We start from the raw sequence: 22791 nt of genomic DNA, 5'->3' as shown, positions 1-22791 counted from the left end.
CTTATTTTTTTAGATTTTTAAATGGTAATCCAAATTCTCTCAATAGAGCATAAGCTTCTTCGTCGGTATTAGCAGTAGTAACGAAGGTAATGTTCATACCCATGATCTTGTTTACGTTGTCCAAAACAATCTCTGGGAAAATGATCTGTTCTTCGATACCTAAAGTATAGTTACCTCTACCGTCTAACTTACTCTTAATACCTTTAAAGTCACGGATACGTGGTAAAGCAACACGAACTAATTTCTCAAGAAATTCGTACATACGCTCACGACGTAAAGTTACTGTTGTACCAATTGGCATACCTTTACGAAGCTTAAAGTTCGAAATATCCTTTGAAGAGATAGTTTGAACTGCTTTCTGACCTGTAATGGCAGTCAATTCGTTTACAGAGAATTCAAGTATTTTTTTATCAGCGATTGCCTGACCAACACCTTGGTTAAGTACTATCTTCGTTAACTTAGGTGCTTGCATGACAGTTTTGTAATCGAATTCCTTCATTAAAGCAGGAACGATTTCTTCTGCATACTGTTTTTTAAGAGTCGGTGTATAGCTCATTACTTAATCTCCTCCCCTGACTTTTTAGAGTATCTAACTAATTTATTGTTGTCGCCCATTTTTCTACCGATACGGGTAGCTTTTCCTGTTGAAGGATCTTTCACATTCAAGTTTGAAATGTGAATTGAGGCTTCTTTTTTAACGATACCACCTTGAGGATTCTCAGCGTTTGGCTTGGTATGTTTAGAGATCATGTTTACACCTTCAACGATCGCGCGTTGCTTGTCAACAAGAACCTCTAATACTTTACCTTCCTGTCCTTTTGATTCCCCAGCGTTTACAATAACGGTATCACCCTTTTTAATATGTAACTTCATTGTTCTAGGTTTACAAAGATTATAAAACTTCTGGTGCTAAAGAAACGATCTTCATATCAGTGTCACGTAACTCTCTTGCAACAGGTCCAAAAATACGGGTTCCTCTCATTTCACCAGCAGTGTTTAACAAAACACATGCGTTATCGTCGAAGCGAATATAAGATCCGTCTTGTCTTCTAATCTCTTTTTTGGTGCGAACAACAACTGCTTTTGTTACTGTTCCTTTTTTCATATCGGAACCGGCGATAGCGTTCTTCACGGTAACCACAATTTTATCTCCAATTGAAGCATAACGTTTTTTGGTACCGCCTAACACGCGGATACAAAGTACTTCCTTTGCTCCACTGTTATCAGCTACTAATAGTCTACTTTCTGTTTGTATCATGATTACTTAGCTCTTTCAATAATTTCCACTAATCTCCAACTCTTATTTTTACTTAAAGGTCGGGTTTCCATGATTTTTACGGTATCACCTTCATTACAGGTGTTTTCCTCATCGTGAGCAGTGAATTTTTTGGTTTTGTTCACAAATTTACCGTAAATCGGGTGTTTTTCCTTTGTGTGAACTGCAACAGTAATGGATTTTTCCATTTTGTTGCTAACCACAACCCCGATACGCTCTTTTCTAAGATTTCTTTCCATCACTTTTTTACTTTTCAGTTAATTGTCTCTGACGTAACTCTGTCATTAATTTGGCAATGTTGCGTCTCGTTTCCTTAATTTGCAAAGGATTTTCCAAAGGTGAAATAGCGTGATTTAGTCTGAAGCGAGTTAATGATGCTCTCTCAGCATCCAACTTTTCTACTATTTCCTGTGTTGTTAACTCTTTAATTTCTGAATTCTTCATGATTAATCATTTGAACTTTCAACATAATCACGTCTTACGACAAACTTTGTAGTAACAGGTAATTTCTGAGCAGCAAGACGCAATGCCTCTTTTGCTACTTCGTAAGGAACACCCTCACATTCGAATAACATTCTTCCTGGTGAAACAGGAGCAACGAATCCTTCTGGAGAACCCTTACCCTTACCCATACGTACCTCTGCAGGCTTCTTAGTGATTGGCTTATCTGGGAAAATACGAATCCAGATTTGACCTTGTCTCTGCATATATCGGGTTACTGCCACACGAGCAGCTTCAATTTGACGACCAGTAATCCACTTTTCTTCAAGTGACTTGATCCCAAAAGATCCGAATGCTAATTCAGTACCGCGACCTGCGTTACCTTTCATTCTTCCCTTTTGTTGTCTTCTAAATTTTGTCCTTTTTGGTTGTAACATCGTACTAATTCTTTAAAATTTAAAGACTACTTCTTTTTTCTTCTATTAAAACCACCTTTTCCTTTTGGACCACGGCTGTCTTTCATGCCAGCGTTAGGAGTAAGATCACGTTTACCGTAAACTTCACCTTTACAGATCCAAACTTTGATACCGATCAAACCGTAAGTAGTCAAAGCTTCAGCTTGACAGTAATCGATATCAGCTCTTAAGGTATGAAGTGGAGTACGTCCTTCTTTATACATTTCAGAACGTGCCATCTCCGCTCCATTCAAACGGCCGGAAATCTGAATTTTGATTCCTTCAGCACCCATTCTCATAGTAGAAGCAATAGCCATTTTAATTGCTCTTCTGTAGGCAATACGGCCTTCAATCTGACGAGCAATGTTATTAGCAACGATTACAGCATCCATTTCTGGACGTTTAATTTCGAAGATATTAATTTGTACTTCTTTGTCTGTAATCTTCTTCAACTCTTCTTTCAATTTGTCAACTTCTTGACCACCTTTCCCGATAATGATACCAGGACGAGCAGTGTTGATAGTGATCGTAATTAATTTAAGAGTTCTTTCGATAATGATTTTAGAAATACTTGCTTTCGCTAAACGAGCATTCAGGTACTTTCTAATTTTGGTATCTTCAACAAGCTTATCGCCGTAGTTTTTTCCGCCAAACCAGTTAGAATCCCATCCTCTGATGATTCCTAGTCTATTTCCAATTGGATTTACTTTTTGTCCCATTCTAACTATTCTTTAGTATTATCGGCAGTTTTGCTACCCAATAATATAGTTACATGATTTGATCTTTTTCTAATTCTATGTGCTCTCCCTTGTGGAGCTGGTCTTAGACGCTTAAGGATTCTAGCTGAATCTACACAAATTTCTTTGATGTATAATTCACTCTCCTCAATTCTTTGACCTTCGTTCTTTGCTTGCCAGTTGGCAATCGCAGAAAGCAATAGTTTTTCTACGCGAATTGATGCTTCTTTCGGACTGAAACGAAGTACATCTAAAGCACGGTTCACCTCCATACCTCTTACCATATCGGCAACAAGTCTCATTTTGCGAGGCGAAGTAGGAACATTTTTCAAGCTAGCAAATGCTTTGCTCTTTTTTTCCTCCTTTATTTGGTTTGCTCTTATTCTTTTTCTTGCACCCATTTTTACAAATTCAAAATGTTAATTAAAACGCTTCACGCTATTTTTTCTTCTTGTCAGCGTGACCTCTAAATGTACGAGTTGGCGCAAATTCACCTAATTTATGTCCTACCATATTTTCAGTTACATAAACCGGAATGAATTTGTTTCCGTTGTGAACGGCAACTGTGTGACCTACGAAATCCGGAGAGATCATAGAACGTCTTGACCAGGTTTTAATCACTGATTTTTTACCTGATTCATTTTGCTCCAATACTCGTTTCTCCAATTTGAAATCGATAAAAGGGCCTTTTTTTAATGAACGACTCATAACAATCTAATTAATCAAATTACTTTTTCCTTCTTTCTACAATATACTTATTAGAAGCGTTTTTCTTAGCGCGAGTTTTGAATCCTTTCGCTAATACACCGGTTCTAGAACGTGGATGTCCACCTGAAGATTTACCTTCACCACCACCCATTGGGTGATCAACTGGATTCATTACCACACCACGAACACGAGGTCTTCTACCTAACCAACGAGTACGACCAGCTTTACCGCTTCTTTCCAACGCATGGTCAGTATTAGAAACAGTACCGATAGTTGCTTTACAAGTTACTAGGATCATTCTAACTTCTCCAGAAGGTAATTTGATCATTGCATATTTGCCTTCTCTTGAAACAAGTTGAGCATATGCACCAGCGCTACGAGCCATCACAGCACCTTGAGAGGGTCTTAATTCAATATTATGAATTATTGTACCTAATGGGATATCAGATAATGGCATTGAGTTTCCGATTTCCGGAGCTACTTTTTCGCCAGAAAGCAAAGTTTGTCCAACTTCAAGTCCGTTTGGAGCGATGATGTAACGTTTCTCACCGTCAGCATACACAAGTAATGCGATGCGTGCAGTACGGTTTGGATCGTACTCAATCGAAACAACTTTTGCTGGAACATTGTCCTTGTCTCTTTTGAAATCAATAACTCGATATCTTCTCTTGTGACCACCACCTATATATCTCATTGTCATCTTACCAGTGTTATTTCTACCACCGGTTTTCTTCATTGGTCTTAACAATGATTTCTCAGGTTTGTCTGTAGTTACCTGCTCAAAGGTATTTAGAATCTTATTTCTTTGACCAGGAGTTACAGGTTTTAATTTACGTACAGCCATTTTCTAATTAAATATTGCTATAAAAATCTATATTATCACCTTCAACTAAAGTAACGATCGCCTTTTTAAAAGACGCTGTTCTTCCCTCAATTACACCTGCTTTAGTGTAACGGCTTTTCTTTTTACCTTGATAATTCATGGTATTTACAGCCGCAACTTTAACATTGTACATTGATTCTACTGCTGCCTTAATTTCGATCTTTGTCGCTCTACGATCCACAACAAAACCAAAGCGATTGAATTTTTCGCTTTGATCAGTCATTTTCTCAGTAACGATTGGCTTAATTAAAATATCCATTTTTTTAAACTTAGTTTAGTTTAAACATTTCATCAAGTCCTTTTACAGAACTTTCTACAAACACCAAAGTTGAAGCTTTCATAATGTCATAAGTTGCAAGGTCAGAAACACGAACAACGTTAACATTCTTCAAATTACGAGAAGACAAATATATGTTTTTATTATCTTCAGATAAAACTAAAAGCACTTTTTTATCAGCTACTTTCAAGCTATTCTGAATCTCAACAAAATTCTTTGTCTTAGGAGCTTCGAAATTGAAGTCTTCAACTACCATTAAAGCATCGTTTTGAGCTTTGATCGTTAAAGCAGATTTACGAGCCAACTGCTTCAGTTTTTTATTCAATTTGAAACCGTAGTTTCTTGGACGTGGACCGAAAATTCGACCACCTCCTCTGAAGATAGGTGACTTAATGCTACCAGCACGTGCTGTACCAGTACCTTTTTGTTTCTTGATTTTAGCAGTACTACCAGAAATCTCAGCTCTTTCTTTTGCTTTGTGAGTTCCCTGGCGTTGGTTTGCCAAAAATTGTTTAACGTCTAGGTAAATAGCATGCTCATTTGGTTCGATGCCAAAAACTGAATCATTTAATTCAATTTTTCTACCAGTATCTTCTCCAGCTGTGTTTAAAATCGCTAATTCCATTACTTCTCAATAATTACGTATGAACCTTTAGACCCTGGAAGAGATCCTTTAACTAACAATAGGTTATTTTCTTTGATAACCTTAAGTACCTGAAGGTTTTGAACCTTCACGTTTTCCCCACCTGTACGTCCGGCCATTCTCATGCCTTTAAATACACGTGCTGGGTAAGATGCAGCACCAATAGAACCAGGCGCACGTAAACGGTTATGCTGACCGTGTGTTTGTCCACCTACTCCGCCAAAACCATGACGTTTTACTACCCCTTGGAAACCTTTACCTTTTGAAACACCAGAGATATCCACATATGGAGTATCTTCGAATATTTCAACGTCGATAACGTCTCCTAACTGGTATTCATTTTCAAAATCTGAAAACTCAACTAGTTTTTTCTTAGGAGTTGTGTTTGCCTTTTTAAAGTGCCCATCTAGCGCCTTAGTTGTTCGCTTTTCTTTCTTTTCATCAAAAGCCAACTGAAGTGCTTCGTAACCATCAGTCTCAACAGTTTTGATCTGGGTTACAACACATGGACCTGCCTCAATGACAGTGCATGGAATATTTTTTCCCTCGGCACTGTAAACGGAAGTCATTCCGATTTTTTTTCCAATTAATCCTGGCATTTCTCTTTACTTTTTTAAAAATAAATCTTACTAGATTATCAAACTTTAATTTCAACTTCTACACCGCTAGGCAACTCTAGCTTCATCAAAGCATCAATTGTATTTGCAGTAGAACTGTAAATATCAATTAAACGCTTGAAAGAAGAAAGTTGAAACTGTTCTCTTGATTTCTTGTTCACGAAAGTAGAACGAAGAACAGTAAAAATTCTTTTGTGAGTTGGAAGTGGAATTGGACCGCTAACAACTGCACCTGTAGCCTTAACTGTCTTAACGATTTTCTCAGCCGACTTGTCAACCAAGTTGTGATCGTAAGATTTCAGTTTAATTCTAATTTTTTGGCTCATCTTATTTAGATATTATACGATGATATAATTATAATAATTCAACTTTACCCTTGGCGTTCTCAACAACCTCTTTAGCGATACCTTTAGGTACTTCCTCGAAGTGAGAGAATTCCATTGAAGAGTTTGCACGACCTGAAGACAAGGTTCTCAACACAGTTACATAACCGAATTGCTCTGCCAAAGGTACTTTAGCATTTACAACACGAGCACCGTGCTTCGATTCCATTCCTTCAACCTGACCACGACGCTTGTTCAAGTCACCGATGATATCACCCATGTATTCTTCTGGAGTAATTACTTCCATCTTCATGATAGGCTCAAGAAGAACTGGATTTGCTTTAGCACAAGCTTCTTTGAAACCTTGCTTAGCAGCCATCTCAAATGACAATTGATCCGAGTCAACCGGGTGGAAAGATCCATCAAACAACTCAACTTTTAATGTATCTACAGTATAACCTGCCAACACACCATTTTTCATTGCATCAGTGAAACCTTTCTGAACAGAAGGAACAAATTCCTTAGGAATGTTACCACCTTTAATCTGATCAACAAACTGTAATCCTTCTCCTTCAAAATCAGCATCAACTGGCATCAAACGGAATTGAATATCAGCAAACTTACCACGTCCACCAGACTGCTTCTTGAATACCTGACGGTGTTCAACAGAACCTTTAATAGCTTCTTTGTAAGCAACCTGAGGTGCACCTTGGTTACATTCTACTTTAAACTCACGCTTCAAACGGTCGATAATAATATCCAAGTGAAGTTCACCCATACCAGAAATTACAGTCTGACCTGAATCTTCGTCAGTCTTAACCTGGAATGTTGGATCCTCTTCAGCTAGTTTACCTAAAGCCATACCCAACTTATCAACATCCTTCTGAGTCAATGGCTCAACAGCGATACCGATTACTGGATCTGGGAAATCCATTGATTCTAATTCGATTGGGTTTTCTTTTTGACAAAGAGTATCACCTGTACGAATATCTTTAAAACCAACACAAGCACAAATATCACCAGCTTCTACACTCTCGATAGCGTTCTGCTTGTTCGAGTGCATTTGATACAAACGAGAGATACGCTCTTTATTGCCTGATCTGGTATTATAAACATATGATCCAGCTTCGATAGATCCTGAATAAACACGTGTAAATGCCAAACGACCTACGAATGGGTCAGTAGCAATTTTAAATGCTAAAGCAGCCAATGGCTCATCAACATCAGGCTGACGTGTTACTTCTTCGTCAGTACCAGGAACAGTACCAACAATTGCTTCTACGTCAAGTGGTGAAGGCATGTAAGTAATAATAGCATCCAACAAACGCTGAACACCTTTATTCTTAAATGCAGAACCACAAAGCATAGGAACAATATCCATAGAGATTGTAGCTTTACGGATAACCGCGTACATCTCTTCTTCGGTAATTGAATCTGGATCCTCAAAGAATCTTTCCAACAACTCTTCATCATTCTCAGCTACTGCTTCTACCAACTTCTCTCTCCACTCATTAGCATCAGCTACCAAATGATCTGGAATATCTTCCAAAGTGTAATTTGTACCATTCTCATCATCGTACCAAATAATCGCTTTCATGGTAATCAAATCGATCACACCTCTAAAGCTCTCTTCTGATCCGATAGGAATCTGAATTGGAATAGGATTTGCTCCTAATTTTTCTTTTACCTCACGTACAGCTTTGAAAAAGTCAGCACCAGAACGGTCCATCTTGTTTACAAAACCCATACGAGGCACTCTATATTTATCAGCTTGTCTCCAAACTGTCTCAGACTGTGCTTCAACGCCACCTACTGCACAAAAACATGCAACAGCACCATCAAGAACACGTAACGAACGCTCTACCTCTACGGTAAAATCAACGTGACCCGGAGTATCAATAATGTTGATTTGATACTTCTTGCTATCGTAGTTCCAAAAACAAGTAGTTGCTGCAGAAGTAATAGTAATACCTCTTTCCTGCTCTTGCTCCATCCAGTCCATTGTAGCTGCACCATCGTGAACCTCACCAATTTTGTGAGACACACCTGTATAATACAAAATACGCTCGGTAGTAGTTGTCTTACCGGCGTCGATGTGTGCCATGATACCAATGTTTCTGGTAAATTTTAAATCTCTCTTAGCCATTTTCTTTGTCCTCTACAAATTGCTTAAACAATTCTATTAAAATCTAAAGTGAGCGAAAGCACGGTTAGCTTCAGCCATTCTGTGAGTATCTTCTTTCTTCTTGAAAGCTCCACCTTCTTCATTGAAAGCAGCAATAATCTCTGCAGATAATTTTTCCGCCATAGACTTACCTGATCTCTTACGAGCAAAAAGAATCATATTCTTAATAGAAATAGAAACTTTTCTTTCAGGACGAATTTCCATTGGAACCTGGAAGGTAGCACCACCAACACGGCGAGACTTAACCTCTACAGCTGGAGTAATATTCTCCAAAGACTTTTTCCAAATCTCTAATGGAGACTTTTCTAACTTTTCAGTTTTTGACTTAACAATTTCCAATGCATCATAGAAAATTTTGAACGCAAGATTCTTCTTACCGTCCATCATCAAGTCATTTACAAATCTTGTAACCAAAACATCATTAAATTTTGGATCTGGCAACAAGATTCTTTTTTTAGGTCTTGATTTTCTCATCTCTTTTAGTTTACGAGCTATTCGTATGTTAGCTGCCCAAAATCGTCTTCAACAGTCTCACGACTATTTACTCAACCCAGTGGGAACAACACATAAACTATAACTCCTACAGTTACAAACTAGGTTTTTACTTTTTCTTTGGTCTCTTAGTACCATACTTAGAACGACGTTGCATACGACCTTCTACCCCTGAAGCATCAAGAGCACCACGAACAAGGTGATATCTTACCCCTGGAAGGTCTTTTACACGACCACCTCTGATCAATACGATCGAGTGTTCCTGCAAATTGTGTCCTTCACCCGGAATGTAAGCATTCACTTCTTTTCCGTTAGTCAATCTAACACGAGCAACTTTACGCATTGCTGAGTTAGGCTTCTTAGGTGTAGTGGTATACACACGCACGCAAACCCCTCTTCTTTGAGGACAAGAATCCAACGCTGGAGCCTTGCTCTTCTCTTGAAGCTTGGTTCTTCCTTTTCGAACTAACTGTTGAATTGTAGGCATATTAACAATTACTTTTTAATTAAATATATTTTAACAAATTGGTTTGCAAAGGTATTATTTATTTACTAAAAACAACACTTGTTATGTTGATTTTTGCAAAAATCCCCTTGAAATCAGCGCACAAAGGTACTAAAAGCCTTTTAAAAGTCAAACAGTGATCAAATAAAAAAAATGCCTGATTTTAAATTAGTTCCACTTCACCTGCGCTCACCTCAGAAAAATAGCGGGATAAAGACAAAAATACAACCAAAATTCCTGCAAGTCAATTATTTTCCACAAATAGCTCTAATGTATATTGTATCTTATTAAAAAGTTAATTAATTTGGTAAGCCTTAAAACCGAAAAAGCCGGGCACTAACCTAAAACCCGGTTTTTGATACTTATTTTATATAAACCCAAAAAAATACGATTATGAAAGTGTATCAATCAAATGAAGTGAAGAACATCGCCCTCATTGGCAACGCCGGCTCGGGTAAAACTACCCTTGCCGAGTCTATGTTGTTTGAAGGCGGTGTTATTACAAGACGCGGAAACGTGGAAGATAATAACACCGTTTCTGATTACAATCCTGTAGAACACGAATATGGGAACTCTGTGTTTTCAACGGTATTGTATACGGAATGGTTAGGAAAGAAAATCAACTTTATTGATACTCCTGGTGCTGACGACTTTTCGGGTGGTGTAATTTCAGCCTTAAATGTAACCGATACTGGTTTAATGCTTATCAACGCTCAACATGGTGTTGAGGTAGGTACTGAAATCATTGGACGAAGAGCAGCTGCATTAAACACTCCTCTTATTTTTGTGGTGAATCAATTGGATCACGACAAAGCAAATTTTGATCAATCAATAGAATCAGCAAAGACCAATTTTGGGAATAAAGTTTCAATTGTACAGTATCCCGTAAACGTTGGCGTAGATTTTAACGCTGTTGTGGATGTACTAAAAATGAAAATGTACCAGTGGGGACCAGAAGGTGGTGAGCCACAGATTTTGGACATTCCTGATTCGGAAAAAGAAAAAGCTGACGAACTACATAATGAATTGGTAGAATCGGCTGCAGAGAATGATGAAGCTCTTATGGAATTGTATTTCGATAAGGGAAGTCTTACAGAAGATGAAATGCGTGAAGGAATGAAAAAAGGAATGATCGCTGGTGATCTGTTCCCTGTATTCTGTATTTCAGCTAAAAAAGATATGGGCGTTCGCCGTTTAATGGAATTTATCGGCAATATCGTTCCTTTCGTTACAGAGATGCCTGCTATTCCAACAGTAAGTGGCAGAGAAGCTAAATGTGACGTTAATGCTCCTACATCACTTTTCGTATTTAAGACTTCAATGGAACCACACATTGGTGAGGTAAGTTATTTTAAAGTAATTTCCGGAAGTGTAAAAGAAGGTGATGACTTAACCAATATCAACAATAGTACCAAGGAAAGATTATCGCAATTGTACCTTGTGGCAGGAAGAAACAGAGAGAGAGTTTCTGAACTTGTAGCAGGTGATATTGGAGCTACAGTTAAACTTAAAAACACGAAGAACAATCATACCTTAAATGGTAAAGATTGTGATTTCACATACAAAGAAATTGAATTCCCAGAACCAAAATACAGAACAGCTGTTAAAGCTGCCGAAGATGGTGATGAAGAAAGATTAGGTGAATTACTACATCGTATTCACGAAGAAGATCCGACTATTCTCATTGAATATTCTAAGGAATTGAAACAGATTATTCTTCATGGACAAGGTGAATTCCACATGAACACATTAAAGTGGAGATTGCTGAACAATGATAAGATGGAAATTGAATTCCTTGATCCTAAGATTCCATATCGTGAAACCATTACCAAATTAGCCCAGGCTGATTATCGCCACAAGAAACAATCGGGTGGTTCAGGACAGTTTGGTGAAGTTCATATTATTATTGAACCATACACAGAAGGCATGCCAGATCCTGTGATGTATAATGTGAATGGTAAAGAGCTAAAAGTGAATTTAAGAGGTACGGAAGAGCACGAACTAGACTGGGGTGGAAAATTGGTTTTCTGCAACTGTATTGTTGGTGGTGCTATTGATACCAGATTCCTTCCTGCTATTTTAAAAGGTGTGATGGAAAAAATGGATGAAGGTCCATTAACCGGTTCTTACGCTCGTGATATCCGGGTTGTGGTGTACGATGGTAAGATGCACGCGGTAGACTCGAATGAAATTTCATTTAAGTTGGCAGGTCGCCACGCATTTAGTACTGCATTTAAGAATGCTGGTCCTAAAATTCTTGAACCAATTTACGATGTAGAAGTATTGGTTCCTGAAGACAGAATGGGTGACGTAATGAGTGATCTTCAAACTCGTAGAGCTATGATTATGGGTATGGAAGCTGAAAAAGGATTCCAGAAGATTATTGCTAAGGTTCCATTAAAGGAAATGAACCGCTACTCAACTTCTTTAAGTTCGCTGACTGGTGGACGTGCACAATTCTCTATGAAATTTGACGGCTACGAAAAAGTACCTGGAGATGTTCAGGAAGAACTATTAGCAGCTTACGAAGAAGAAACTGCAGAAGCATAATTGTATATTTATTTAAAAGTTAAAACCGTCTCAAATGAGGCGGTTTTTTTTATTCAGTCACATTCGATGATGCGTTTAATTTACAGCACAAAAAAGCAGTACCAATGAATTGATACTGCTTCGTATATTTGTTCTAATAAAGTTATTTCCTAATCAGCATAAACGAACCTTTCTTCGTGTACTTTTTCTCTGGCTCATCCCTTCCTACGGCTGTAATTACGTAAAAATAAGTACCTGGTGTAGCCATTTTTCCATTTACCTTTCCATTCCAACCATCTTCAGGATTTTTCCATTCGTACACCACTCTTCCCCATCGGTTAAAAACAATGGCATGAAAACTTTCCAAAAACAAGGATTGAGTCTTAATTCTCCAAACATCATTGCGACCATCGCCATTCGGTGTAAATACATTCGGCACCTGAACCAAAGAAGTATCTACAACAATTGGAGTTGTTAGAATCATTTCATCCATGCATACATCAGGTCCTTTATCCGATTTTACAATTAATTTGATAAAATACTCGCCAGAGTTCTGGTAAGTATAAATTGCTGGATCTTCATCAGTAATGATGGCTCCTGTTAACAAACTATCTTCAACACTGGTTGCATCTTCTAAGATTTTATCGTAATCCTGATATAAAAACCATTGAAAATCGTTGGCATTAACAGACAAATTGTTAATCGTTACATCTAAAGGTGCTTCTCCCCTTTCCGGATTTACAGAAAAATCAGCTTTTACCACATATGTTTCCGACAAAAGAACATCGGAAGTAAATTCACATCCATACTGATCAGTAACTACCAACTCATAAGACTCTTCTCCTTCATAAGCATCCTGATCAATAAAACTCTTATCCGTTCCATCGTAATTCGGAAAGGGCGTTCTAACAGTCTCTTCCCCGTTTCTCTGAAGAGAGAAAATGACTCTGTCGTCAACCTGCACATTTAACTGGTTGGCATTGGGAACATCCTGGTATTGCAAATTATTCTTCGTAAATGATCCCAAAAAATGAACACCAACACAATCCATCCTGTTCAGACTTAAAACTGGATTTGCATTGGCATTATTTAATACCCAGGCAATACTGCTTACATCCGTTTCTCCACTCTTCGATATTACCACACGATATCTACCATCAGTTAGGTTTGCAGTCATCGAAAAACTTTGGTTTGCTTCAGTTAATACCGCCTGTGTAAAATCACCTGTTCCACTTTCCCATTTGGTCCATACAAATGTCCAACCCGATGTTCCATCCGGAGAATCCGCTCGCAATTCACCAACACCAGTTCCAATCTGGTCGCAAAACACAAAAATAGGATCATTGGTAGTACTGGTATATTCTGTTACAGTTTGGTAAACTGCATTGCTGGCAGATATTTGTGCAAAAACTTTTGTAAATAATGAGCTTGTAAAAACAACAATTACAAGAGCTAGAAATTTAACGGAATATCTAAAACAGGATTTGATTATCATCTTAATTCGGGACATTTAATTTGCATATCTTAATTTACAATATTAAAAAAAATAAAGCCGTTTTTTTCATTTTAATGAATTAAACCCATTAAGTATTTAAAATTCTCAATTTTTTCACTAGGTTTAATCTTGATTTTTAAATACCTATCGGCATTATCCTATTACATGATATCATTGAAAATAGGATATCTTTTGCCTTAAGTCTCAAAAAGAATCCAAATTTAATCTACAAGTGTTATTTTTGACACTCAAAATTTACAGATAAAGCAATTGTTAGAATGGAATATTTGAATGAGTTAAACCCTGTTCAGAGAGAAGCTGTTGAAAATTATACCGGACCATCGCTTGTGATAGCCGGTGCCGGATCGGGAAAAACCAGGGTACTTACCTATCGAATCGCTCATTTATTGAATCAAGGCGTTCGCCCCTATTCAGTTTTGGCCTTGACATTTACCAACAAAGCAGCTCGTGAAATGAAAGATCGAATTGCCAATGTTGTTGGTCCGCAACAAGCTCAAAGTTTATGGATGGGAACTTTCCACTCTATTTTCTCTAAAATTTTAAGGTATGAGGCCGAACACCTGGGTTTCGACTCAAACTTTACGATATACGATACACAAGATTCCCGTAATCTTTATCGTGCAATCATCAAAGAAATGCAACTCGACGATAAGGTATATAAACCAAACGAGGTGCAAAACAGGATCTCATCGGCAAAAAATAATTTGGTAACAGCAGCGGCTTATGCTCAAAATGCCAATATCCAAAAAATTGATGCCAGTGCACGCCGACCATTAATTTCGGAGATTTACAGGATTTACACTCAGCGTTGCAGACAGGCCAATGCGATGGATTTCGACGACCTGTTATTACAAACCAATATCCTTTTCAAATCTTTTCCCGAGATTTTAACCAAATACCAGGACAAGTTTAAATACCTTTTGGTAGATGAGTACCAGGATACCAACTATGCACAGTATTTAATTGTGAAAAAACTGGTAGAGCAACACAAAAACATCTGTGTTGTAGGTGATGATGCCCAAAGTATCTACTCATTCCGTGGTGCAAAAATTGAAAATATCCTGAATTTTAGAAACGATTATCCAAACTACCAACTTTATAAGCTGGAGCAAAACTATCGTTCTACACAAAATATTGTGAATGCTGCCAATAGTATTATCCACAAAAACAAAGGTCAAATTCAAAAAGAGTCTTTCTCCGACAATGAAATAGGTGATAAAATTAAAGTAATAAAAGCATTGACCGATCATGAGGAAGGCTATCTGATTTCAAATGATATTTTCGAAACACGCATGCGTTCCCATAATGCCTATCAGGATTTTGCCATACTTTACAGAACCAATGCGCAGTCGAGAATTTTCGAGGAATCATTACGAAAGCTCAACCTGCCATATAAAATATATGGGGGCCTTTCCTTCTATCAACGAAAGGAAATTAAAGACCTGTTGGCTTATTGCAGAATGACGGTGAATCCGCACGACGAGGAGGCCATTAAAAGAGTAATTAATTATCCAAAACGAGGAATTGGGGCAACAACCATTGCCAAATTGCAAGATGCTGCCACCCAAAACATGCTAAGCATGTGGGATATTATTTGCGATTTGCATCAGCGCCCTTATGGTTTAAATGCAGGTACAATTAGCAAAATCACAAAGTTTGCCGACTTAATTAAAGGGTTTCAGGCTCAGCTTGAAAGTGAAACAGCTTTCGACCTGGCAAATAATATTGCCAATTCTACCGGAATTATCAAAGAACTGTATAACGACAGATCTCCGGAAGGAGTATCGAGACACGAAAACATACAGGAATTGCTGAACGGGATTCAGGAGTTTACACAAAATGCCCTTGAAGAAGGACGTGAATTGCACCTGCCAAACTTCCTGGAAGACGTGGCTTTGTTAACCGACCAGGATAACGAAAAGGATGAAGATCGCGATAAGGTAACTTTAATGACCATTCACTCGGCCAAAGGATTGGAATTTCCATACCTGTACATTGTTGGTTTGGAAGAGGAGCTGTTCCCTTCACAAATGGCAACCAGCACACAGCAGGAACTGGAAGAAGAGCGAAGATTGTTTTATGTTGCTTTAACTCGTGCTGAGAAAAAAGCAACTTTGTCTTTTGCAAAATCGAGATACAAATGGGGAAACATGAGTTACCCACGACCAAGTCGTTTTATTCGCGAAATAGATGAAAGATTTTTGGAATTTGCCTACGAACAAGAACCAGAATTCTCTGGAAATGGGCGCGACAATTACCAGAGCGAAACCGAATTTGAAGTTCCAAACTCTCCATCCAGGTTTCAGCAAAAAAGAAGTTTTTCATCCAAACCCAAACTAAATCAGCAAGTTTCGCGTATTAAAAAAAGTACGAACGAAAATGTTGACCCTAACTTTACACCTTCCGATCCTGAGTTGATTCAACCCGGAATGGTAGTTGAACACCAAAGATTTGGAAAAGGTAAAGTGCTGCAAATGGAAGGAAACAAACCAAATATCAAGGCAACTGTATTTTTTAAAACAGTGGGCCAAAAACAGCTTTTACTTAAATTTGCCAAACTTAAAATTGTAGGATAATACACATACAATTTGTAATGATTAAAGAAAACATTTACATTTGCAATGAGTTCTAAGGCTTTCTGATATTGTCGATTACCAAAAACTATACGTTTAAAATTCTTATTTACTTCAATAAAATAAGCGACAAAACAGAAAAAGTCACTACGAATTAACAAGAAACAGACGTCAATTTTTTTAGGGTACTTATTGCGTTACAACAACGTATTTACCTTTTATATATTAGAAATTGATTACCGTAATTAACACAACTGAATAAATGGATTACAATTCAAACAGGAAACACCTTGTACTTCCTGAATATGGACGAAACGTTCAGAAAATGGTTGACTTTGCTCTAACTGTGGAAGACAGAGACGAAAGAAATAGAGTAGCTAAAAGCATCATCGCTGTTATGGGTAACATGTATCCACACCTTAGAGATGTTAGCGATTTCAGACATAAACTGTGGGATCATCTTGCATTAATGTCAGATTTTCAATTGGATATCGATTCACCATTTGAACGTCCAACCAAAGAAAAACTTTCTGAAAAACCAGAAAAGGTTCCATATAAAAATGAACGAATCAAATACCGTCACTACGGCAAAACCATTGAATCGTTAATTACCAAGGCAATCGAACTTGAAGATCAGAAAGAAAAAGATGCCCTGATTTTAATGATTGCCAATCACATGAAAAAATCATTCATCAACTGGAACAAGGACAGTGTACCTGATGATAAGATTTTTCAGGATATCGTAGAGCTTTCTGATGGCAAATTGGTGATTCCGGAAGAATTGAAGTTACGTGAAGCCAGAGAAAAGGATTTTTCACAGAAAAATAAACCACGCAAAAAGCATAGTGGTCACAGAAATGATAATCGTAAACACAACAAGAACAGATAATTTCTGAAGCCGGTTTAAAAGCCGGCTTTTTTTATTCTCGCGCATATCATTTTTCGTTTTTTCGATCACTTTTATGATTATCTTTATCCTATCGTTCACACCAAAACACAGACCAAATGAGTACTTTCGAAATAATAGGAGGTCAGCCTCTTAAAGGTGAGCTAACTCCACAAGGAGCAAAGAATGAAGCATTACAAATTCTTTGTGCAACATTACTAACCGATGAAAAAGTAAGCATTCATAACATCCCCAACATTTTAGATGTTAATAAACTGATTGAATTATTATCGGATCTGGGCGTTCAGGTTTCCCAGGAATCGAAAAACAGTTATACTTTCAAAGCCGAAAATGTGAATTTAGAATACCTGAATTCACCCGAATTTGTTAAAAAAGGCTCTTCCCTACGCGGATCCATTATGATTATTGGTCCATTACTGGCGCGATTTGGGAAAGGCTACATCCCTCGCCCGGGAGGCGATAAAATTGGTCGCAGAAGATTGGACACTCACTTTATCGGATTTCAAAAATTGGGCGCAGAATTCAATTTTAACAAAGGTGAAAATTTCTACCGGGTAGAAGCCAAAAAGCTTAAGGGTACCTACATGCTTCTTGATGAAGCATCGGTAACCGGTACTGCCAATATTATTATGGCCGCTGTTTTGGCCGAGGGTAAAACCACAATTTACAATGCCGCCTGCGAGCCTTACATTCAGCAACTTTGCAAGATGTTAATTTCGATGGGAGCAAAAATTACCGGAGTGGGTTCTAATCTACTTGAAATTGAAGGAGTAAACAAATTAGGTGGTTGCGAGCATAAAATTCTTCCCGATATGATCGAAATTGGTAGTTTCATAGGTTTGGCTGCCATGACAAAATCTGAAATCACGATTAAAAACGTTGCCTACAAGGAATTGGGAATGATTCCCGATGCGTTTCGCCGCCTGGGGATTAAAATGGAACTAAGAGGTGATGATATCTATATCCCTAAACAGGAAAATTACGAAATTGAAACCTTTATTGACGGATCGATCTTAACGGTTGCTGATGCACCATGGCCAGGATTAACGCCAGATTTATTAAGTGTATTCCTTGTTGTAGCCACACAAGCCAAAGGAAGCGTTCTGATTCATCAGAAAATGTTCGAAAGCCGTTTGTTCTTTACCGATAAATTGATAGATATGGGAGCGCAAATTATTCTGTGCGATCCGCATCGTGCAACCGTAATTGGTTTAAACCAGGAAAACCAATTGAGACCAACAACTATGGTTTCTCCAGATATACGTGCCGGTGTTGCTTTGCTAATTGCTGCATTATCAGCCGAAGGCAAGAGTATTATTCACAACATCGATCAGATTGACAGAGGTTATGAGAACATTGATCTGAGGCTGAATGCCATTGGTGCAAACATCAAACGAATTGTTAATTAACTATTCTTTAACAGTTTAAACAAAGAGTAATATCTATTTTAGTTTTACAATTAGATGGATTATTAATAGTTAATTACAAACAGATATGAAACAATTCAAATATACATTTCTGATTTTTGCACTACTTTGTTCAGTTACAGCTTTTGCAGCTGATAAATCTAAAACAGCCAAAGAAGGTTTTAATGTTGGCGATAAACTTCCAGAAATTGCCGCTAAATCGGTAGATGGAAAAGAGCTAAAGCTTAGCGAACTAAAAGGAAAAGTGGTTTTGGTAGATTTTTGGGCATCGTGGTGTCCTCCTTGTAGAGCCGAAAATCCGAAAATTTTAGCAGCCTACAACAGATTTAAAAAATCTGAATTTAAAAACGGAAAAGGTTTCGAGATTTACAGCTTTTCGCTGGATAAAAAACTGGCAAGCTGGAAGGCAGCCATCGTAAAAGATGAGGTAGATTGGAAATATCACGTAAGTGAACTTAAGGGCTGGCACTCGCCTACTTCAAAGAAGTTTGGAATCAATTCTATCCCTGCTAACTTTCTAATTGATGGTGATGGTATTATTATTGCCAAAGATTTGCGTGGTGCAAGTTTGGAGCATGCACTTCAAAATTATCTCAAGAAATAATTTGAACGAAATAGATCAAAAAAACTGGTAACTACGATGTAATTACCAGTTTTTTTATGCCTGAAATTTTAATCTTTCAATTCTAAAAACTCTTTAAGCCTTTCGGTTTGATATCCTGCCTCGTCCAACCAGGAAAATGCCTTTCTTGAATCTCTGAAAATTTGCGTTTTCACAGTGGTGTTTCTCATGTAAAAAGAAAATATAAAAGCTTTTACAATTTGCATAAACCTGGGTTCAATAATCACAGCATTGTGCTCATAATCCAAACGATCACAAATTTTCTTAATGGCCGAATTCACCTGTAAGGCAAGTTTAGGGCTCGACAAAATTAATTCACTAAGGTCACATACCGAAGCAAATTTCCTATGCGGATATAATTCGAGCATTTGATCAATGGTGGCTTTAAAAAAATCGATGGCTTCCTGGTCCTGCATACCACGAACCTTTAAATAAGCAACATTGCCGTATAAGCGTATGCAAAAATCCTTGTTATCTATTTCCAACTTCATAATTTCCCATCTATTCTATTAAAGATAATCAAATTATTAGCTACCACACAACTAACTATCAGTAAATTAACAATAAGAGATTCGGCGATTTGCACAGAGCAAAAAAAAAATCTAAAAGTGTAATAATCTGCGCGAAAAGAGACAAAAAAGGAAATATTTACAGTTTCAAATTCTATCTTTGTGCCAATTTGTCGTAAAGGCACAAATTGGCAGGTTATTTGTTTACTACTGCCAAGTAATTTTAGAACGCAAAAAATCATTGAAAAATGACAAAAGATACAAGCAAATCAAAAAAAGAAGAATTGGAAGAAAAGGATTTGGAAACGAATGTAGAACAGCCTGTTGAGGAAAAAGAGATGAAAGAAGAAGCAAAGGCTGAAAAAAAGAAAGAGAAAAAGAAATCGGCTAAAGAAAAAAAGGCTGACGAACTTGAAGAACTAGGCTTGAAACTGCAAGACATCAACGATAAGTACATGCGCCTTTCAGCTGAGTTTGATAACTATAGAAAAAGAACTTTAAAAGAGAAGATGGATCTTACCAAATCGGCGGGAGAAAAAATTCTTGTTAATGTTCTTCCTGTTATGGACAACTTCGAAAGAGCACTACAGTCTATCGATGATGCAAAAGACGTTGAAGCTTTAAAAGAAGGAGTTCATTTGATTTACAACAATTTCAAAGAATTCATTTCTCAAAATGGAGTGAAAGAAATTGAAGCGATAAACAAAGAATTTGATACCGACATTCACGAAGCAATTACCAAAATTCCGGCTCCATCGGATGACCTGAAAGGTAAAGTGGTTGATTGCGTTGAAAAAGGATACACTTTAAATGAAAAAGTGATTCGTTTCTCAAAAGTTGTTGTAGGAGAATAATTTTCTGATTCCTAATTCTAAGTTGAAAAAAGATGTCGAAAAGAGATTATTATGAGGTATTAGGGGTTTCAAAATCTGCCTCGGAAACCGAATTAAAGAAAGCATATCGTAAAAAAGCAATTCAGTTTCACCCTGATAAAAATCCGGGAAATAAGGAAGCTGAAGAAAATTTCAAGGAAGCTGCTGAAGCTTACGAAGTATTAAGCAATCCTGAAAAGCGCCAGCGTTACGATCAATTTGGTCATGCCGGAATGAGCGGAGCTGCCGGAGGTGGATTCGGTGGTGGAATGAACATGGAAGATATTTTCTCTCATTTTGGAGATATTTTCGGTGGCGGATCTTTCTTTGGCGGTGGATTTGGTGGCGGTGGCCGCAGTTCGCGCAGAGTAAATCGCGGTAGCAACCTTCGTGTAAAAGTAAAACTGACTTTGAAGGAAATTGCCGAAGGTGTTGAGAAGAAAATCAAAGTAAAGAAATACGTTGAGTGTAACTCCTGTAATGGCTCAGGAGCAAAAGATGGTTCTTCTTTTTCAACCTGTTCTACCTGTAATGGATCGGGACATGTAACCAGGGTTCAGAATACCATTTTAGGACAAATGCAAACTTCATCAACCTGTCCGTCTTGTAATGGCGAAGGTAAAATGATTACCAACAAATGTACAAGTTGTGCCGGTGAAGGAATTGTTCGCGACGAAGAAGTAATCTCAATCAATATCCCTGCAGGTGTTGCAGAAGGAATGCAACTATCGGTTAGCGGCAAAGGAAATGCAGCCCGTCGTGGTGGCGTAAATGGCGATTTGCTAATTTTAATTCAGGAAGAAGAACATCCGGAATTGGTACGCGACGAAAACGATTTGCTATACAACCTTTTCATTAGTATCCCCGATTCGATTTTGGGAACAGCTGTTGAGATTCCAACCATCGAGAACAAAGTAAAGGTGAAAATTGATGGAGGAACTCAGCCAGGTAAAATTTTACGCTTAAGAGGAAAAGGACTTCCTGATGTAAATGGGTATGGCAGAGGCGATTTAATGGTTAAAATTAATGTTTGGGTTCCAAATAATGTGAGCAAAGAAGAGAGAAAGATTCTTGAGAAAATGCAATCATCAGAATCATTTCAACCCAAACCATCATCGCAGGAAAAAAGCTTCTTTAAAAAAGTAAGAAATTTCTTCGAATAGATCTAAAAGAAAAAAAGTGAACCCCGGCAGATATGTCGGGGTTTGTTTTTGAATCCAACCCGGGTTTTCCCAATATTATATCGATAAAAAAACAAGTTAAAACTTGTATCAACTTCTTTACATCGATTTTTTATGTTGACATCATTAGAATTTGTGTATTTTAGATTTCAGTTCACAATAGAGTGTCACTAACCAAAACTATAATTCATGACATTTTTCGAAGCAAAAAACGTTGTTAAGCAATATGCAGGGCACAAAGCACTTAACAAGGTAAGCATATCTGTTCCGAAAGGCAGTATCTTTGGGCTACTGGGTCCAAATGGAGCTGGTAAAACCACACTGATTCGCATCATCAACCAAATTACTGGTCCCGATGCCGGTGAAGTGTTTTTTAACGGACAGCCTTTAAAACCTGAAGACGTAAAACGAATCGGTTATCTTCCCGAAGAGAGAGGATTATACAAAAAAATGAAAGTTGGCGAACAAGCTGTTTACCTTGCGCAGCTTAAAGGCATGAGCCAGAAGGAAGCAACAAAGAAACTAAAAAGCTGGTTCGATAAATTCGACATCTTACCCTGGTGGGATAAAAAGGTAGAAGAATTATCGAAAGGGATGCAGCAAAAAGTTCAGTTCATTGTTACCATTCTTCATGAACCTGAGTTGTTGATTTTCGATGAGCCTTTTAGTGGATTTGATCCTATTAATGCAAACCTGCTTAAGAAAGAGATTTTGGAGCTTCGCGATAAAGGAGCAACAATTATTTTCTCTACCCACAACATGGGTTCGGTAGAAGAAATTTGCGATCACATTGCACTAATCAACAAATCGGAAAAGATTCTTGACGGACCAGTTGAGCAAATCAAGAAAAAATACAGAACCAATACTTACGAAATCAACTATACAGGTGAATTCGACAAGTTAGAACAAGTTCTAAAGACTGACTTTGAAATTGTAGATCAGGAAAAAGGAATCGAACATAACACACTTCACATCAAACTGAATAACGGATCTACTTCCAACGAATTGTTAGAGCAACTTCTGCCCTATCTTAATATTGTTTCCTTCCGTGAAATCATTCCTAACATGAATGATATTTTCATTAGAGTTGTAAAAGAAAGCAAAACCATCTAA

27 protein-coding genes are annotated in these 22791 nt (G+C 37.6%); 8 read left to right on the top strand and 19 right to left on the bottom strand.

The window, feature by feature from the left end:
• Nucleotide 1 precedes the first annotated feature (1 nt).
• The 17 genes from rplE to rpsL form a co-directional block, all read right to left on the bottom strand.
• A complete protein-coding gene (gene rplE / locus ELS83_RS11855; protein WP_171595779.1) occupies nt 2-556 on the bottom strand; it encodes a 50S ribosomal protein L5 in 555 nt (184 codons plus the stop codon).
• The gene (gene rplX, locus ELS83_RS11850; protein WP_171595778.1) at nt 556-873 is read right to left on the bottom strand and encodes a 50S ribosomal protein L24; all 318 of its coding nucleotides are present in this window, start codon (nt 871-873) and stop codon (nt 556-558) included. Before rplX ends, rplE begins: the two co-directional genes overlap by 1 nt.
• Nucleotides 874-892: 19 nt before the next feature.
• The gene (gene rplN / locus ELS83_RS11845) at nt 893-1258 is read right to left on the bottom strand and encodes a 50S ribosomal protein L14 (RefSeq protein ID WP_110361021.1); all 366 of its coding nucleotides are present in this window, start codon (nt 1256-1258) and stop codon (nt 893-895) included.
• Between the two features lie 2 nt (nt 1259-1260).
• A complete protein-coding gene (rpsQ, locus tag ELS83_RS11840) occupies nt 1261-1515 on the bottom strand; it encodes a 30S ribosomal protein S17 (RefSeq protein ID WP_054714042.1) in 255 nt (84 codons plus the stop codon).
• 7 nt (nt 1516-1522) lie between these two features.
• Nucleotides 1523-1720: a 50S ribosomal protein L29 gene (gene rpmC, locus ELS83_RS11835; protein ID WP_054714037.1), complete on the bottom strand. Its 198-nt coding sequence runs from the start codon at nt 1718-1720 to the stop codon at nt 1523-1525.
• A 2-nt stretch (nt 1721-1722) separates the two neighbouring features.
• Nucleotides 1723-2154 (bottom strand): 50S ribosomal protein L16, encoded by a 432-nt coding sequence (gene rplP, locus ELS83_RS11830; RefSeq protein ID WP_110361022.1) that lies wholly within the window; start codon nt 2152-2154, stop codon nt 1723-1725.
• A 26-nt stretch (nt 2155-2180) separates the two neighbouring features.
• Nucleotides 2181-2891: a 30S ribosomal protein S3 gene (rpsC, locus tag ELS83_RS11825; protein ID WP_110361023.1), complete on the bottom strand. Its 711-nt coding sequence runs from the start codon at nt 2889-2891 to the stop codon at nt 2181-2183.
• A 5-nt stretch (nt 2892-2896) separates the two neighbouring features.
• Nucleotides 2897-3310: a 50S ribosomal protein L22 gene (gene rplV / locus ELS83_RS11820; protein ID WP_171595777.1), complete on the bottom strand. Its 414-nt coding sequence runs from the start codon at nt 3308-3310 to the stop codon at nt 2897-2899.
• A gap of 37 nt (nt 3311-3347) precedes the next feature.
• Complete coding sequence (rpsS, locus tag ELS83_RS11815; protein WP_110361025.1) at nt 3348-3617, bottom strand: 30S ribosomal protein S19; 270 nt, start codon at nt 3615-3617, stop codon at nt 3348-3350.
• 19 nt (nt 3618-3636) lie between these two features.
• The gene (gene rplB / locus ELS83_RS11810; RefSeq protein ID WP_110361026.1) at nt 3637-4461 is read right to left on the bottom strand and encodes a 50S ribosomal protein L2; all 825 of its coding nucleotides are present in this window, start codon (nt 4459-4461) and stop codon (nt 3637-3639) included.
• A gap of 7 nt (nt 4462-4468) precedes the next feature.
• Entirely contained in the window at nt 4469-4759 is a 291-nt protein-coding gene (rplW, locus tag ELS83_RS11805) for a 50S ribosomal protein L23 (RefSeq protein ID WP_171595776.1), read from the bottom strand.
• Between the two features lie 10 nt (nt 4760-4769).
• Complete coding sequence (gene rplD / locus ELS83_RS11800; RefSeq protein ID WP_171595775.1) at nt 4770-5402, bottom strand: 50S ribosomal protein L4; 633 nt, start codon at nt 5400-5402, stop codon at nt 4770-4772.
• Nucleotides 5402-6019 carry a 50S ribosomal protein L3 gene (gene rplC, locus ELS83_RS11795; protein ID WP_171595774.1) on the bottom strand — a complete coding sequence of 206 codons (618 nt, stop codon included), beginning with the start codon at nt 6017-6019 and terminating at the stop codon, nt 5402-5404. The genes rplD and rplC overlap by 1 nt, the downstream gene beginning before the upstream one ends.
• A gap of 38 nt (nt 6020-6057) precedes the next feature.
• Nucleotides 6058-6363, bottom strand: coding sequence for a 30S ribosomal protein S10 (rpsJ, locus tag ELS83_RS11790; RefSeq protein ID WP_110361030.1), 306 nt, complete (start codon nt 6361-6363; stop codon nt 6058-6060).
• Between the two features lie 28 nt (nt 6364-6391).
• Nucleotides 6392-8506, bottom strand: coding sequence for an elongation factor G (gene fusA, locus ELS83_RS11785; RefSeq protein ID WP_171595773.1), 2115 nt, complete (start codon nt 8504-8506; stop codon nt 6392-6394).
• Between the two features lie 36 nt (nt 8507-8542).
• Entirely contained in the window at nt 8543-9019 is a 477-nt protein-coding gene (rpsG, locus tag ELS83_RS11780) for a 30S ribosomal protein S7 (protein WP_171595772.1), read from the bottom strand.
• Nucleotides 9020-9146: 127 nt separating this feature from the next.
• Complete coding sequence (gene rpsL, locus ELS83_RS11775; RefSeq protein WP_054714004.1) at nt 9147-9524, bottom strand: 30S ribosomal protein S12; 378 nt, start codon at nt 9522-9524, stop codon at nt 9147-9149.
• 411 nt (nt 9525-9935) lie between these two features.
• Between rpsL and ELS83_RS11770 the strand changes: the two genes are divergently transcribed.
• On the top strand, nt 9936-12092 hold the full coding sequence (locus ELS83_RS11770; RefSeq protein ID WP_171595771.1) for an elongation factor G: 2157 nt from the start codon (nt 9936-9938) through the stop codon (nt 12090-12092).
• Between the two features lie 142 nt (nt 12093-12234).
• Here ELS83_RS11770 and ELS83_RS11765 read toward each other — a convergent pair whose 3' ends face one another.
• Complete coding sequence (locus ELS83_RS11765) at nt 12235-13566, bottom strand: T9SS type B sorting domain-containing protein (protein WP_171595770.1); 1332 nt, start codon at nt 13564-13566, stop codon at nt 12235-12237.
• A 278-nt stretch (nt 13567-13844) separates the two neighbouring features.
• Between ELS83_RS11765 and ELS83_RS11760 the strand changes: the two genes are divergently transcribed.
• From ELS83_RS11760 to ELS83_RS11745, 4 genes are all read left to right on the top strand, one after another.
• Nucleotides 13845-16163, top strand: coding sequence for an ATP-dependent helicase (locus tag ELS83_RS11760; RefSeq protein ID WP_171595769.1), 2319 nt, complete (start codon nt 13845-13847; stop codon nt 16161-16163).
• Nucleotides 16164-16422: 259 nt separating this feature from the next.
• On the top strand, nt 16423-17049 hold the full coding sequence (locus ELS83_RS11755; RefSeq protein WP_171595768.1) for a DUF4290 domain-containing protein: 627 nt from the start codon (nt 16423-16425) through the stop codon (nt 17047-17049).
• Between the two features lie 116 nt (nt 17050-17165).
• Complete coding sequence (gene murA, locus ELS83_RS11750) at nt 17166-18476, top strand: UDP-N-acetylglucosamine 1-carboxyvinyltransferase (protein ID WP_171595767.1); 1311 nt, start codon at nt 17166-17168, stop codon at nt 18474-18476.
• Between the two features lie 85 nt (nt 18477-18561).
• The gene (locus tag ELS83_RS11745) at nt 18562-19098 is read left to right on the top strand and encodes a TlpA family protein disulfide reductase (RefSeq protein WP_171595766.1); all 537 of its coding nucleotides are present in this window, start codon (nt 18562-18564) and stop codon (nt 19096-19098) included.
• 68 nt (nt 19099-19166) lie between these two features.
• On the opposite strand, the gene ELS83_RS11740 is transcribed toward ELS83_RS11745, so the two are convergent.
• Nucleotides 19167-19607: a hypothetical protein gene (locus ELS83_RS11740; protein WP_171595765.1), complete on the bottom strand. Its 441-nt coding sequence runs from the start codon at nt 19605-19607 to the stop codon at nt 19167-19169.
• 266 nt (nt 19608-19873) lie between these two features.
• On the opposite strand from ELS83_RS11740, the gene ELS83_RS11735 reads away from it, so the two are divergent.
• The 3 genes from ELS83_RS11735 (at nt 19874) to ELS83_RS11725 (ending at nt 22791) form a co-directional block, all read left to right on the top strand.
• Nucleotides 19874-20479 carry a nucleotide exchange factor GrpE gene (locus ELS83_RS11735; protein WP_171595764.1) on the top strand — a complete coding sequence of 202 codons (606 nt, stop codon included), beginning with the start codon at nt 19874-19876 and terminating at the stop codon, nt 20477-20479.
• 32 nt (nt 20480-20511) lie between these two features.
• A complete protein-coding gene (gene dnaJ, locus ELS83_RS11730) occupies nt 20512-21660 on the top strand; it encodes a molecular chaperone DnaJ (RefSeq protein WP_171595763.1) in 1149 nt (382 codons plus the stop codon).
• Nucleotides 21661-21867: 207 nt separating this feature from the next.
• Entirely contained in the window at nt 21868-22791 is a 924-nt protein-coding gene (locus ELS83_RS11725) for an ABC transporter ATP-binding protein (RefSeq protein WP_171595762.1), read from the top strand.

The organism is Marinifilum caeruleilacunae (assembly GCF_013141825.1).
Lineage (GTDB): Bacteria > Bacteroidota > Bacteroidia > Bacteroidales > Marinifilaceae > Marinifilum > Marinifilum caeruleilacunae.
The sequence above is the reverse complement of the archived record's forward strand: the minus strand, read 5'-3'. Positions and strand labels throughout refer to the sequence as shown.